Origin of the sequence: Amphibacillus sp. Q70, assembly GCF_052055485.1 — a bacterium.
In the GTDB taxonomy this organism is placed as follows: Bacteria; Bacillota; Bacilli; order Bacillales; family Amphibacillaceae; genus Amphibacillus.
This window is the reverse complement of record NZ_CP197171.1, coordinates 3,405,050-3,418,387: the sequence shown is the minus strand read 5'-3', so window position 1 is coordinate 3,418,387 and position 13,338 is coordinate 3,405,050. Positions and strand designations below refer to the sequence as shown.

At 36.6% G+C, this 13,338-nt stretch carries 10 protein-coding genes and 2 pseudogenes; 11 read left to right on the top strand and 1 reads right to left on the bottom strand.

What is annotated here, in order from left to right; all coding sequences use genetic code 11:
• Positions 1-16 precede the first annotated feature (16 nt).
• From ACS127_RS15505 to ACS127_RS15475, 7 genes and pseudogenes are all read left to right on the top strand, one after another.
• Positions 17-283: an IreB family regulatory phosphoprotein gene (locus ACS127_RS15505; RefSeq protein WP_440895926.1), complete on the top strand. Its 267-nt coding sequence runs from the start codon at positions 17-19 to the stop codon at positions 281-283.
• Between the two features lies 1 nt (position 284).
• Entirely contained in the window at positions 285-698 is a 414-nt protein-coding gene (gene ruvX / locus ACS127_RS15500) for a Holliday junction resolvase RuvX (protein ID WP_440895925.1), read from the top strand.
• A 17-nt stretch (positions 699-715) separates the two neighbouring features.
• Complete coding sequence (locus tag ACS127_RS15495; protein ID WP_440895924.1) at positions 716-994, top strand: DUF1292 domain-containing protein; 279 nt, start codon at positions 716-718, stop codon at positions 992-994.
• A 381-nt stretch (positions 995-1,375) separates the two neighbouring features.
• Positions 1,376-2,527 (top strand): IS200/IS605 family element RNA-guided endonuclease TnpB, encoded by a 1,152-nt coding sequence (gene tnpB, locus ACS127_RS15490; RefSeq protein WP_440895923.1) that lies wholly within the window; start codon positions 1,376-1,378, stop codon positions 2,525-2,527.
• Positions 2,528-3,051: 524 nt separating this feature from the next.
• Positions 3,052-4,110, top strand: a pseudogene (locus tag ACS127_RS15485) (hypothetical protein); the annotation flags it as partial.
• 39 nt (positions 4,111-4,149) lie between these two features.
• Positions 4,150-8,244 (top strand): annotated as a pseudogene (locus ACS127_RS15480) (endo-alpha-N-acetylgalactosaminidase family protein); the annotation flags it as partial.
• Positions 8,227-8,859 (top strand): hypothetical protein, encoded by a 633-nt coding sequence (locus ACS127_RS15475; protein ID WP_440898158.1) that lies wholly within the window; start codon positions 8,227-8,229, stop codon positions 8,857-8,859. The pseudogene ACS127_RS15480 and the gene ACS127_RS15475, both read left to right, overlap by 18 nt.
• 793 nt (positions 8,860-9,652) lie before the next feature.
• On the opposite strand, the gene ACS127_RS15470 is transcribed toward ACS127_RS15475, so the two are convergent.
• The gene (locus tag ACS127_RS15470) at positions 9,653-9,850 is read right to left on the bottom strand and encodes a hypothetical protein (RefSeq protein WP_440895922.1); all 198 of its coding nucleotides are present in this window, start codon (positions 9,848-9,850) and stop codon (positions 9,653-9,655) included.
• Between the two features lie 100 nt (positions 9,851-9,950).
• Between ACS127_RS15470 and mltG the strand changes: the two genes are divergently transcribed.
• From mltG to greA, 4 genes are all read left to right on the top strand, one after another.
• Positions 9,951-11,168: an endolytic transglycosylase MltG gene (mltG, locus tag ACS127_RS15465; RefSeq protein WP_440895921.1), complete on the top strand. Its 1,218-nt coding sequence runs from the start codon at positions 9,951-9,953 to the stop codon at positions 11,166-11,168.
• An 88-nt stretch (positions 11,169-11,256) separates the two neighbouring features.
• Complete coding sequence (locus ACS127_RS15460) at positions 11,257-11,913, top strand: O-methyltransferase (RefSeq protein WP_440895920.1); 657 nt, start codon at positions 11,257-11,259, stop codon at positions 11,911-11,913.
• The gene (gene udk, locus ACS127_RS15455) at positions 11,906-12,562 is read left to right on the top strand and encodes a uridine kinase (protein WP_440895919.1); all 657 of its coding nucleotides are present in this window, start codon (positions 11,906-11,908) and stop codon (positions 12,560-12,562) included. The genes ACS127_RS15460 and udk overlap by 8 nt, the downstream gene beginning before the upstream one ends.
• A 214-nt stretch (positions 12,563-12,776) precedes the next feature.
• Positions 12,777-13,253, top strand: coding sequence for a transcription elongation factor GreA (greA, locus tag ACS127_RS15450; protein WP_440895918.1), 477 nt, complete (start codon positions 12,777-12,779; stop codon positions 13,251-13,253).
• Positions 13,254-13,338 lie beyond the last annotated feature (85 nt).

Sequence of the window (13,338 nt, the reverse complement as noted above, 5' to 3'; positions counted from 1 at the left end):
AGGCGGGGTGTTATGCATGGATTCAATGGATAAAACCATGAAATTTGACTTTTCAGAAGAACCTATTGAAAAAAATGTTAAAGATGTACTATTAACGGTATATCAATCGTTACGGGAAAAAGGTTATCATCCAATAAATCAAATTGTCGGTTATTTGTTATCAGGTGATCCAGCCTACATTCCACGATATAAAGATGCAAGAAATATGATTCGTCGACTTGATCGAGATGAATTAATTGAAGAACTTGTTCATTTTTATATTGAGCATAATAAAGAGGATTAGAATGAAAAGAATGGGGTTAGATGTTGGGTCAAAGACAATTGGTGTGGCTATAAGTGATGCATTTGGTTGGACTGCCCAAGGTCTAACAACGCTTAAATGGAATGACAAGGATTTTTCAACAGCCGATCAAGAGATAGAGTCGATCATTCAAGAACATGAAATAACCGAAGTGGTGATTGGCTTACCAAAGCATATGAACGGCTCTATCGGCGAACGTGGGGAAATTTCACAATCCTATGCCACCTATTTAGCTGACAAATTTAAGATTAAAACAACATTATGGGATGAACGATTGTCAACGATGGCTGCTGAACGGGTGTTATTAGAGGCAGACGTCAGTCGAAATAAGCGAAAGAAAGTCATCGATAAAATGGCGGCAGTTATGATATTACAAGGGTATTTAGATGCCCAATAAAAATGGAGGTATACACTATGTCACTATCCGAAGAAGAACGCATTATTATTCCTGATGAAAATGGAGAAGAACATTTATTTGAGGTCCTCTTCACATTTGATGTTGATGAAAACAACCAGTCCTATATAGCAGTGGTTGCCGCTGAAGATACCGATGAAGAGGAACAAGAAGTATTCGCTTTTCGTTATGAAGAACGTGATAATGAAGATGATCTAGCTTTGTTTGCTATCGAAACCGATGAAGAGTGGGACCTTGTAGAAGAAATGCTAAATACATTGATTGATGAAGAGCTTTAAAGATTTGTGTAAAAAGAGATTGACTCTATAAAGTCAAAAAATAGAGGAAAGTTATTTAATTCGTTGTTTAATTAGACATAAAAGCATGACAAAGAAGCCTGATAATCGTTTTATTTTATAAAAACATTATCAGGCTTTTTACTTGGATTCTCACTTTTAAATGAAGTCGGATATATTCACTCAATGTCTTGGTTATATAACTAATTACTATATTATAATGTTTTCCTTTTTATCGGATTTCCGACAGAAGACTCCTACTTCTAGGAACATGAAGGGCATCGCCCCGTGAGTAAGTGGGAGATGAATGTGGGTTGGCGCTAGCCAAAACATCTCCCTTATGATATAATGAGAACATATATTCCTATTAAGTGAGGTGAGATGATGTTAGTCAATAAAGCCTATAAATTCCGCCTCTATCCGAATAAAGAACAACAAATCCTCATGAATAAAACGATCGGTTGTTCACGGTTTGTTTTCAATCACTTTCTAGCCAAGTGGAATGAAACTTACAAGGAAACGGGTAAAGGACTCAACTATCGTTCATGCTCTAAACAGCTTCCCGCTTTAAAGCAGGAATATGAGTGGCTAAAAGAAGTCGATAGTATTGCCATTCAATCAAGTGTCAAACATCTATCTGAATCTTTTGCGCGCTTCTTTAACAAACAAACGAACGCCCCACGATTTAAGTCTAAAAGGAACCCGACCCAATCGTATACAACGAAACACACGAACGGAAATATCGCAGTCGTGGGCCATACAATCAAGCTGCCAAAATTAGGGCTTGTCAAGTTCGCTAAAAGCCGTGAGGTCGATGGACGCCTTCTAAATGCTACGATTAGGCGACATCCAAGTGGTAAATACTTCATCTCTATCCTTGTTGAGACAGAGGTAGACTCACTCCCTCAAACGAAGCAATCAACGGGGGTCGATGTGGGCATCAAAGCGTTTGCCACACTTTCAGATGGGACGACGTATAAGAACCCTAGATGTTTACGCAGGCTAGAAAACAAATTAGAAAAAGAACAACGCAAACTGTCCAGACGATATAAACAAGCCAAGCAAGATAGAAAACCCCTTCATGAAGCGAAAAATGATCAAAAACAACGGGTCAAGGTCGCTCGTATTCACGAAAAAATTAAAAATGTCAGAACAGATTACTTGCATAAAGTCAGTACTGAAATTGTCAAAAACCACGACATCATTGGTATTGAGGACTTACAAGTAGCTAACATGCTCAAAAACAAACGATTATCAAAAGCCATTAGTGAAGTCAGCTGGTCAGAATTCCGTACGATGCTTGAATACAAAGCCAAGTGGTACGGAAAGGAAGTCGTAGCCATCGCCAAAAACTTCCCTTCTAGTCAACTTTGTTCGCATTGTGGCTATCGACATCCAGACGTTAAGCATCTCGCCTTACGCATGTGGCAATGTCCTTCATGCCATAGAGCACACGATCGAGATCTTAACGCAAGTAAAAATATTGAAGTTGAAGCCATCAGACTTCTAACTGTCGGTACGACAGGGATCGCCTAATCAATAATCAACCATTAGGTTGGTGTTCTTAGGAATCTCCCTCTTCAAATTTCATTAGAAATTAAGGGGTGAGTAGTTCAATTATTGAAATATAAAGCGAAACCCGTTGTTGCCCCGAGTTTTACGGACGGTTATCTGTGATAAAAGACATGGGATTTGCCTTTTTCAGTGCAAGCCCCATGTCTTATTTTTTGTTGACTAATCTTTTTTTCAGCTGCTTTTCTACCACTAATCATCGTATATATTTGTTTTTCCAAAAATCGGTTTGATCAACTCTAGTGATTGTAAACACCTGCTATGATCCTTTTAGGATACTTGGTAAAATTCTTAACTTATTCTATTAGCCTTTTATCGATGTGTTTTAAGTTTTTAGTAAAAGCAAGAAACATAAAAAACTCAACAAGATCTTTATTGTGGAAGCGTTTACATGCTTATATGATAAAGATGTAATAAAAATAAGTTTGGGGGTGTAAAGCGAGAACAACCAGATATCTTATAGTCAAGTTAATTTTAGGGAGGTTTGGATGATCTTGTACAAGCAAATAATGCGTAAAAGTTTAATATTATTTTTAGCCGTCATGGTTGTGTTACCGTCTTGGTTGAGTAATTTAACACCTGTTGTACTAGCAATTGGGACTGACAATGAAGATAAAAGTCCTTGGGAAACCCTTTCACCAGCTGGTAATGAAATAAATGAATGGGTGGAACAGGATGGAAATATGTATACGCGCTTAGGGACTGAGGCAGGAAATGACAATGATGAAAACATAGCTGTCTTTCGTGAAAAAGATAGTGAGGTAAGTGCTGATGGTTCTATGTCGTATACATTTATACCTGAAACAGCAGGAGAAACAACACGATTTGGATTTTTTACAAACTACCAAGATCCAGATAATTTTATTTTTGTTGGCTATGATACGTCCGGTTGGTTCTATGAGTACAAAGTTAATGGATCTGGTGGATGGTTAGAGAAAAGACCAGATGTGGATCTACCTGAACCAGGTAATAGTTATACCATTCAAATTGACTATCAGGATAATGAGTTATCCGTTGAATTAAATGGTGACGATTTATTTGGAAATATCGTCTTAGATGAAGCTGCTAAGGAGCTTTCGACTTATCCTGAGGCACTAAGACTTGGGCGTTATAGTGGTGAAGATTCTCAAATCCTTATTAAAACTAATGAAGAATTGTCAGAAGACGAGGAACTAGAATTAGAAGCACTTATAGAGAAAGCAGAAAAGTTAAATAAAGAGGACTATACAGCTGACTCTTGGAACACCTTCAGTGCCGCATTAGAAGCGGCGAAAAGTGTATTAGCGAATGCTGATGCCACACCAGAGGAAATAGATCAGGCTAAAAGTGCCTTGCAAGCAAGTATGGATGAGTTGGTTACAGAGGGGGTAGATAAATCTGAATTACATGAGCTGATAGCAGAAGCAGAGAAGCTAAATGAAGAAGACTATACAGTCGATTCTTGGAATTCTTTTAGTGAGGCATTGGCAAGAGGCATTGAAATAATCGATGATCCTGGTGCGACTGAGGCTCATGTGAATCAAGATATCTCTAGATTAAGAGAGGCGATAGATAGTCTTGTAAAAGCAACGGAGGAAAGAGATCCCGTTGAGATTTATAATGCCGATCTTCAAGAAGGGGATTTAGAAGTCATCCAAGGAGATGGGACTATTACCTACAATGAAGATGGCTCAGCAACGTATCATGTGACGGGTACGGGTAAGAATAAAGCTGTTTTAGCTAATCTACCTAATATAAGAAATGGCTCGTTTGAAGCTGACATTACGTCTGACGAAGCATTAAATCGTTTTGGAATGCTTTACCGTGTTCAAGATGAAAATGCTTATACGTATGTGGGTTCAGGTGATGCCAATGATGACTATTTTGGTGAAATTTTTGGTCCAGCCAATTCATGGACTTCTATGACTAAAAGTACACCAATAGGTGATGGTGAGACAGTCCGACTACGTGTACGTTTCATTAACGATATGGCAACATTATATATTGATGATGAAGTCGTAAATACATGGAATTTAGCTGGTGTACAAGATGCAGGACAAATAGGTTTTGAAAAAAGTCGTGGGGCTGCAGATATAACAATTTCTAATATAACGGTTGTTGAAGAAGTGTTACCAGATCCACCCACTACTGAACCCGTATTAAATGAAATTAGCTCTGATTATATGGATGTAACTATCGATGAGATTTTCCCACGTGTAGTTGAGTATGAAGTTAATGGAAAAACGTTAGATGGACAAGATACACCAAGCTATGGCATTAGAATTAATGGAGTTACTTACTATCCAGATGTTACATTTGAGAAGGAAAGCGCTTCAGAGGCGAAATATACGTTAACAGCAGATAATGAGTATGAAGGTATTAATGCAGACATTGTTGTATCATTAAAAGTTGACGACAATCATGTTATATATGAGCTTGAGGAAATTGCAAATCAAGGTGATGCTCAAATAGAAATGGTTGAATTTGATCAATTAAATTTCGTTTCTGTAAATGAGACTGAAGAAGGCGCTCAAGGTAAATTTGCAAACTTAAGTGGAGATATTAACCAGCCAGGTGATGTTTTAATTTCTGTTGACTCAGATATGGGCAATATGGATAGCTCTGAAGGTTATTATGTTGGCGTTATATCTAATGATGAGCTAAGTGCTGGTGTGTGGTCAAGTTCTGAAGTTGATGGGTACCGCAATTTAGTGGCAAATCGCTATGAAAACGGCGAGGGTGCAAAAACACTTGGTATTAGTTCAAGTGCCTTCCATTATCATCGTAGCTTTATGCCGGAACCATCTTCAGATACACCAACAGTAAAAATCGCTATTGCAGAGGATATAAACAATGATGGTGTGGTTGATTGGCAAGATGGAGCTATTGCTTATCGTGATATTATGCAGGAAATCCCAGATTGGAATGAAGTGAATAACCAAGTAGGGACTCGAATTGCGATGAACTTTGGTTCGCAGGCGCAACAACCTTTCTTGAAAACATTAGATAATATTAAAAAAGTAGCACTTGCAACAGATGGGCTAGGGCAACCTGTTTTATTAAAAGGTTATGGAAATGAAGGTCATGATAGTGCTCATCCTGATTATGGCGATGTTGGAGAAAGGATGGGTGGCGCAGAAGATTTAAACTTATTAATTCAAGAAGCAGAGAAATACAATGCAGAACTTGGAGTGCATATTAATGCACAAGAAACGTACCCAGAAGCTAAACATTTTAGTGAAGATTTAATTCAAGGTCCGGGTTCGAAAGGCTGGGGCTGGCTAGATCAAGGTTATGTTATTGATAAAATCTATGATTTAGCATCTGGTGAGCGAGCAAAGCGTTTAGATGAATTACATGAAATAGCACCAGGACTTGGTTTTGTTTATTTAGACGTATGGTATCAAGATCAATGGGAATCCAATCGGATTGTAGAGCAGTTTGTTGAGCGTGGATTACGCGTAACAACGGAATTCGGTACATCTGTTCCAAATGCTGCCACATGGACGCATTGGGCGACAGATCGAAACTATGGTGGAACAACAAGTAAAGGAATTAATTCCGACCTTTTACGTTTTATTAGTAACCATCAAAAGGATTCTTGGGTTTTAAATTGGCCAACTGCTAATGGTGGTGAAGCAGGAACAGCTGATCACCCATTGCTAGGTGGATTTGAACTGTTTGGTTTTGAAGGTTGGCAATCAGATAAAAACTTTGATAATTTCATTCGTCACACTTTTGGAACCAATTTGCCAACTAAATTTCTACAAAAATACTATGTTATGCAATGGGAAACGGTTGAAGGGGATCCAACAAAGACAAATTTAGAGCAAGAAATTACACTTCAGGACCCAAGTAATGAGGATGAAGTGATGGTTACAAGAAAAGATAACTCAAGAGATCGTGTTATTACATTAAATGATCAAGTTGTTCTTGATGGCAATAAGTATTTGTTACCTTGGGTTGAACAAAATTTTGAAACACCAACACCAGACTCCGAAAAACTGTATCACTATAATGTTGATGGTGGCGAAACAACATGGACATTGCCTGATGAATATCAGAATGCAACAACAATGGAAGTGTATCAATTAACGGATCAAGGACGTCAAAACAAGCAAGAAGTCGATGTGATTGATAATCAAATTACGATTCATGCAGAGCCAGAAACACCTTATATTGTTGTAACTGGTGAAGCGGAAATGCCTGTGGTCAATGAGTGGAGTACAGGGGCTCATGTGTATGATACGGGTTTTAATACAGCAAGCATTGATGATGAATACACGGAAGTCTCTGGTGATACTGCTGCCGTTGATGTTGTTCGAACTTCGCAAACTGGATCAGCACGTCAATTAAGTAGTGGTGACTATTACTTAAATTTTGATAATCCAACAGAGGATACTGCAGTTTCTAGGGAAATAACTGATTTAGAAGCGGGTAAAGATTATGTTGCTGAGGTTTATGTTGAGAATCAAAGTGATGCAAAGGCTTATCTTAAAGTGACTGATGTGGTTGAAGATGTTGAGAACTTTGCGATTAGGAGTACTCAGAAGAATTATGTTAAGGCAGATTCTCACGCAACGAATAACGGTTACAACAGTAAAATGCAACGGATGCAAGTGAGTTTCACAGCTGATTCAGACACAGCAACATTAATATTAAGTAGAGATGCTGGAGATGGTGAGACGAAGTTTGATGACATTCGAGTTGTAGAGAAGTCTCTTCATAATGATATTTCGGAGAGTGTATTTGAACAGGATTTTGAAACAGTTGTTCAAGGGATCTATCCATTTGTTATTGGTAATACGGAAGGTGTTGAAGATAACAGAGTTCACTTATCAGAATTAAATGCACCATATACACAAAAAGGTTGGGCAGATGCTAAGTTAGTCGATGATGTTATCGATGGGAATTGGTCAGTGAAAATAAATACAGGCAGTTCCGGCTTGAACTATCGCACCATTCCACAACATTTTTACTTTGAACCAGAAGAAATATATGAAGTTAGTTTTGATTACCAAACGACATCTGAATCCTACCGATTCATTTCTGGTGACCAAGAGAATGATGAAACAAACATTAGTAATGTTCAAGGTTTGAGTGTAAATAAAGAACTCTCTCCATCAACTGATACAAAACGTGCTACATTTATGGTGGAGGGCTCAGAAAATGGTCAACAGTATATCGGAATTTTTAACGATGGAAACAGTGCAGATTTTGATTCACATACAGGTGAAGGTTTATTTATCCTAGACAATCTTCGAATTGAGAAAATAAATACAGGAGAACTAACACTTGAAGTTTTAGATGCAACCATTGAAATAGGTGAAGAGATTGATTTAAGTTCACTTATTGTTACAGCAAGGGACTCAGAAGGAAATCAAGTTATCGATGATGTCGTTATTGATGCAGGAGAATTTGACCATAATACAGTTGGTATATATGAAATCACTTATACTTTAGAGGAAGAAGGATTTGAGCCAATTTCAGTAACGGCTTATGTGACAGTTACTGAAGAAGAAACGATTGATTTGACTAAACTTTTAGATTTAATTAGCTATGCAGAAGAGCTTGCTCAAGATACAGATACCTACACAGAGGCGTCAATAGAAGAACTAAATAAAGTCATAGATGAAGTCAAACAGTCGCTTGAAACAATTGAATCAGCAGAAGATTTGGAAGAGATGATTAATTATTTACAAGCAGCGATCGATCAATTAGAAAAGCACCCTTCTGTTCCAGAGGTAGATAGGACAGATTTAGAAGAACTTGTAGCAGAGGCGGAAAATATAAAAGCTGAGGACTATACGAAAGCAAGCTATGAGAAATTAGTAGAAGCACTTGAAAAAGCAAAGGCTATCTTAGAAGATGAGGAAGCGACCCAAGCAGAAGTAGATGCTGCATATGCAAGTTTACAAGCAGCGATTGATCAATTAGAAAAAAACCCTTCCGTTCCAAAGGCTGATAAGACAGATTTAGAAGAGCTTGTAGCAGAGGCAGAAAAATTAAAAGCTGATGATTATACGAAAGCAAGCTATGAGAAATTAATAGAAGCACTTGAAAAAGCAAAGGCTGTCTTAGAAGATGAGGAAGTGACCCAAGCAGAAATAGATGATGCTATTGCAGATTTAAAGTTAGCGATAGCTGATCTTAAAGTTGTGCAGTCTGAAGAACCAACAGATCCAGCCCCTGATGGTGATAGATTGCCGGGTACAGCAACCTCAATCTATAATTGGTTAACTATTGGATTTGTCCTTTTAATTGTTGGTGGATTCGCTGTATTTGTAATAAACAGAAAGAGAAAATCCACTGAATAAAGTGTAGCAAGTGATTAAGAATAAACTGGGATAAAAAGCGATCTAAATAATAAAGAGCTGTTGTACAATCTAATTTTGTGCAGCAGCTTTTTTTGTGACTAGTAAGGTTGAACTAATCAATAAGAGAAAGGGGCATTGTTATTCTAACTGTAACACTTGAATTCATTCAAGCAAGCTCTAATCAAGTAAATAGGGTATGAAATAAACATGGAAGAACATTTCAGGGTTTGAGACCTTCTATCAAACATTTCAAACGAAATCGCGATCTAAAAAGTCGAATAGAGGGCTTCTATCAAACATTTCAAATGAAATCGCAATCTAAAAAGTCGGATAGAGGGCTTCTATCAAACATTTCAAATGAAATTGCGATCTAAAAAGTCGGATAGAGGGCTTCTATCAAACATTTCAAATGAAATCGCGATCTAAAAAGTCGAATAGAGGGTTTCTATCAAACATTTTAAATGAAATCGCAATCTAAAAAGTCGAATAGAACCCTCCTAACCTTCATTTCAAGTGAAACCACAAGTCAAAAAGTCGGATAGAGAGCTTTTATCCAATCTTTCACGTAAATATAAGAAAACACTCTGTTGTTAAAAGTGCAAATATTAGAAAAATCATTTGAGACTAGTATTTTCAACCGTCTCTTTTTACATATAAAACATTATGTGAGGTTATTTTACAGCAAAAAAGTGAGTCGTTTCCTTAAAGAGCTGTTATAAAAAGACTGAAGGTTGTTTGCCGCACCACCCAATCTTCTATTATATTTTGATTATCTACTCATGCTTTCCTTTACCTAGTACCAAGATATAACATTGGTAATACTACCTTTTCCAGCAAATATTGAAGAAGGATATTTCGGATCAACATCTTTTTGATAATGGGTTCGGCTAATGGTGTCTTTAGCATTATGACAATGTTTATAGCTATCATAATGAAGATTGAGTATACCTTCTCCATGAGTAATGTAAACAAAGGTTATTTGGTAATGCATGAAAAAGTTGAGAAATATCTATATTAAAATAGTCAATTCAAGTAGATATCTGACTCCTTTTTGTAGTATAATGTATCGGATGAGAGGAGGATGTCGATAAATGTCCAATTCAAAAAAAGACCAAAATCAAATGAAAGAAGAAAATAAACATTCTCAAACAAATGAGAATAAACAATCACAAAGCAAAGAAAATAATAATCAATTAAAGCATAATCGAAAAGAACGCTTTATTCAGCGTTGTCGAGAGGCAAGTACGGTAAGGAAAATTGTTTTTGGCTTAATTGTTTTATTCACTGTCTTGATTATCTTCGGTGGGAAATCATTATATGATTACGTGATGACTGGATTGTCACCTGCTGATCCAGACAATGATGAACTTACTGAGATCGAAGTTCCGTTAGGATCCTCTTCTTCCACTATTGCGAATATTTTGGAGGAAGAAGGCATTATAAATGATGGATTTATGTTTCGACTCTATATTAAAGTTAATAATTATGCGGATTTCCAAGCAGGTGAATACGAATTATCACCATCGATGACTTTGGCTGAGGTTTCAGAAACCTTACAAACAGGGAGTGTTACTCAGGATTCATTGTTTTCGGTCACTATCCCTGAGGGAAGAACAATTGAAGAGATTGCCGAATTGTATGAAAATAGTGCAGGTATCGATTCAGATGAATTTATTGGGCTGATGCAGGATGAAGATTATATTAGTGAACTTATTGAACTTTATCCTGACTTGTTATCAGAGGAAATCTTGCAAGACGATATTCGTTATCCATTGGAAGGTTATTTATTTGCTGCAACATACCCTGTTTATGAAGAAAATCCAGAGATTGATGACCTGGTAAGAATGATGCTTGATAAATCAAGTGAGGTGTTACAAGATTATTATCCTGAAATAAATGAGCTAGAGGATTTTTCAGTCCATGATGTGATGACTTTTGCTTCATTAATTGAACGAGAAGCAAGAGATGAAGAGGAAAGAAAGCTTATTTCAGGTGTTTTTTATAATCGGCTTGAAGAAGGTATGCGTTTAGAAACAGATCCAACTGTTCTTTATGCACATGGCGAACATAAAGATCGATTACTACTTGATGACTTGGAGATAGAATCGCCGTATAATACGTATCATATCCATGGTTTGCCGATTGGTCCGATTTCAAATTTTGGAACAAGTTCATTAGAAGCGGTACTTGAGCCAACAGAAACCGATTATTTATTCTTTGTTGCTGCGCCAGATGGTGAGATCTATTATTCAGAAACATTTAAAGAGCATGTAGAACTAGCTAATCGATATTTAGATCGTGATGTGTGATAAGCTAAAATCAGGGACAAGCAAATGCTTATCCCTGATTTTCTATCTTATAAATTTAAGTGCTATTTATTGAGGTGTTTGATAAAAAATGAATAGAAATATTAATCAGTACTTGATTCAATTACAGAAACCAGCCTCAGAATGGCAATTTAAGCTTGAGGAAGAGGCCAAAAGAAATCATGTTCCAATTATGGAGCGAGAAGGAATTGATTTTTTAAAACAATTACTTAGAATACAACAACCCAACCATATTCTTGAGGTCGGAACAGCGATAGGTTACTCTGCTTTACAAATGATTGAGGCAGTTCCAAAGGCAAAGATAGTAACAGTTGAACGGGATCGAGAAAGACTTGAGCGAGCACAAGTACATTTCCAACAATATGACCAGGCGAAAAAAATTGACTTAATCTCTGGTGATGCATTAGAATGTGTAGATATGATTAGCGAGAAAGGTCCCTATGATATTATTTTTATTGATGCTGCAAAAGGTCAGTACAAACGGTTTTTCGAAAGCTTTACTCCTTTTTTAACCGATCAAGGTATTGTCATTACAGATAATATCTTATTTCATGGCTATGTTGCAGATACAACCCTTGCTTCAAAGCGGCTTCAGAAATTAGCTGAGAAAATTAATCAATACAATCATTGGCTTAACGATCATCCAGATTTTCAAACCGTGTTTGTCCCAGTCGGTGATGGTATAGCTATTTCAATTAAAGAGAAAGAGGAATCAATCAATGAATGAAAATAGTGATAAACCAATTATCATTGGTGTTGCTGGAGGATCTGGCTCAGGAAAAACATCAGTAACTCGTGCGATATGTGAACAGTTTTCTAACAAATCAATTTTAGTGATGGAACAGGATTTTTACTATAAAGATCAATCAGATTTACCCTTTGAGGAACGGTTAAAAACGAATTATGATCACCCGTTTGCTTTCGATAATGATCTCTTAATTGAACATTTAAAAAAATTAGTCAATCACCAAGCAATAGAAAAACCGATTTATGATTATAAACGTCATACAAGGGCCGATAAAACAATCCATGTCGAACCCAAAGAAGTGATTATCGTTGAAGGTATTCTAATTTTAGAGGACTTGCGCCTGGTTGAGATGATGGATATTAAGGTTTTTGTTGATACAGATGCTGATTTGCGAATTATTCGCCGTTTGCTTCGTGATATTAATGAACGTGGCCGAACGATTGATTCTGTCATTGATCAGTATTTAAATGTTGTACGCCCAATGCATTTGCAATTTATAGAGTCGACCAAAAGATACGCTGATATTATTATCCCTGAAGGTGGAGAAAATCGTGTGGCTATTGATATAATGGCTACTAAAGTAGAAAAGATTTTATCTCGAAAAAAAAGAAATGATCATCTTTTATAAAAGATGATCAAAAATTGAACGAAGAAACTTAAATAAGTAAAGCGTTTTAATTTATCTTAAATTAACTATTGAAATTAAACGCAATTTCTGCCATAGTATTCTTTAAGTATGTTGGCAAACCTTTACTATCATTTTACAATGATGAGCATAGATGTGTTAACAATCGAATATGATTAGCAATAAATAAAGGTAATTTGTAAAAGGAGTGTAGTAAATGGCTATAGATAAAAGCTATTACATGACAAAAGAAGGTAAAGAAAAATTAATGGAAGAATTAGAACATTTAAAAACAGTTAGACGACCTGAGGTTGTTGAACGAATTAAAATAGCGCGTGATTTTGGAGATCTATCTGAAAACTCTGAATATGACGCAGCAAAAGATGAGCAGGCTTTTGTTGAGTCACGTATTTCCCAAGTTGAAATGATGATTCGGAATTCACAAATAATCGAGAGCGATCAAACAGATCCAAACGTGGTTGCAATGGGAAAAACCGTAACTTTTAAAGAGTTACCTGATGGTGATGAAGAAGAGTATACTATTGTTGGTAGTGCTGAGGCTGATCCTTTTGAGGGTAAAATTTCGAATGATTCCCCAATTGCTAAAAGCTTGATCGGTCATGAAGTCGGTCAAGAGGTGACTGTACCCACTCCAGCTGGAGATATGCAAGTGAGGATTATTACGGTTAGTTAATTTAAAAGTGACGAGATCAATCGTCACTTTTATTATTAATAGGTGTGGCTTGCGATTGAATTTTTATCTATCATGAAAATGCTGT

Bases quoted from the DNA above. Each gene is read 5' to 3' on its own strand.
- ACS127_RS15505 (WP_440895926.1), top strand. From the start codon at position 17: ATGGATTCAATGGATAAAACCATGAAATTTGACTTTTCAGAAGAACCT.
- ruvX (WP_440895925.1), top strand. From the start codon at position 285: ATGAAAAGAATGGGGTTAGATGTTGGGTCAAAGACAATTGGTGTGGCT.
- ACS127_RS15495 (WP_440895924.1), top strand. From the start codon at position 716: ATGTCACTATCCGAAGAAGAACGCATTATTATTCCTGATGAAAATGGA.
- tnpB (WP_440895923.1), top strand. From the start codon at position 1,376: ATGTTAGTCAATAAAGCCTATAAATTCCGCCTCTATCCGAATAAAGAA.
- ACS127_RS15475 (WP_440898158.1), top strand. From the start codon at position 8,227: ATGATTAATTATTTACAAGCAGCGATCGATCAATTAGAAAAGCACCCT.
- ACS127_RS15470 (WP_440895922.1), bottom strand. From the start codon at position 9,850: ATGCATTACCAAATAACCTTTGTTTACATTACTCATGGAGAAGGTATA.
- mltG (WP_440895921.1), top strand. From the start codon at position 9,951: ATGTCCAATTCAAAAAAAGACCAAAATCAAATGAAAGAAGAAAATAAA.
- ACS127_RS15460 (WP_440895920.1), top strand. From the start codon at position 11,257: ATGAATAGAAATATTAATCAGTACTTGATTCAATTACAGAAACCAGCC.
- udk (WP_440895919.1), top strand. From the start codon at position 11,906: ATGAATGAAAATAGTGATAAACCAATTATCATTGGTGTTGCTGGAGGA.
- greA (WP_440895918.1), top strand. From the start codon at position 12,777: ATGGCTATAGATAAAAGCTATTACATGACAAAAGAAGGTAAAGAAAAA.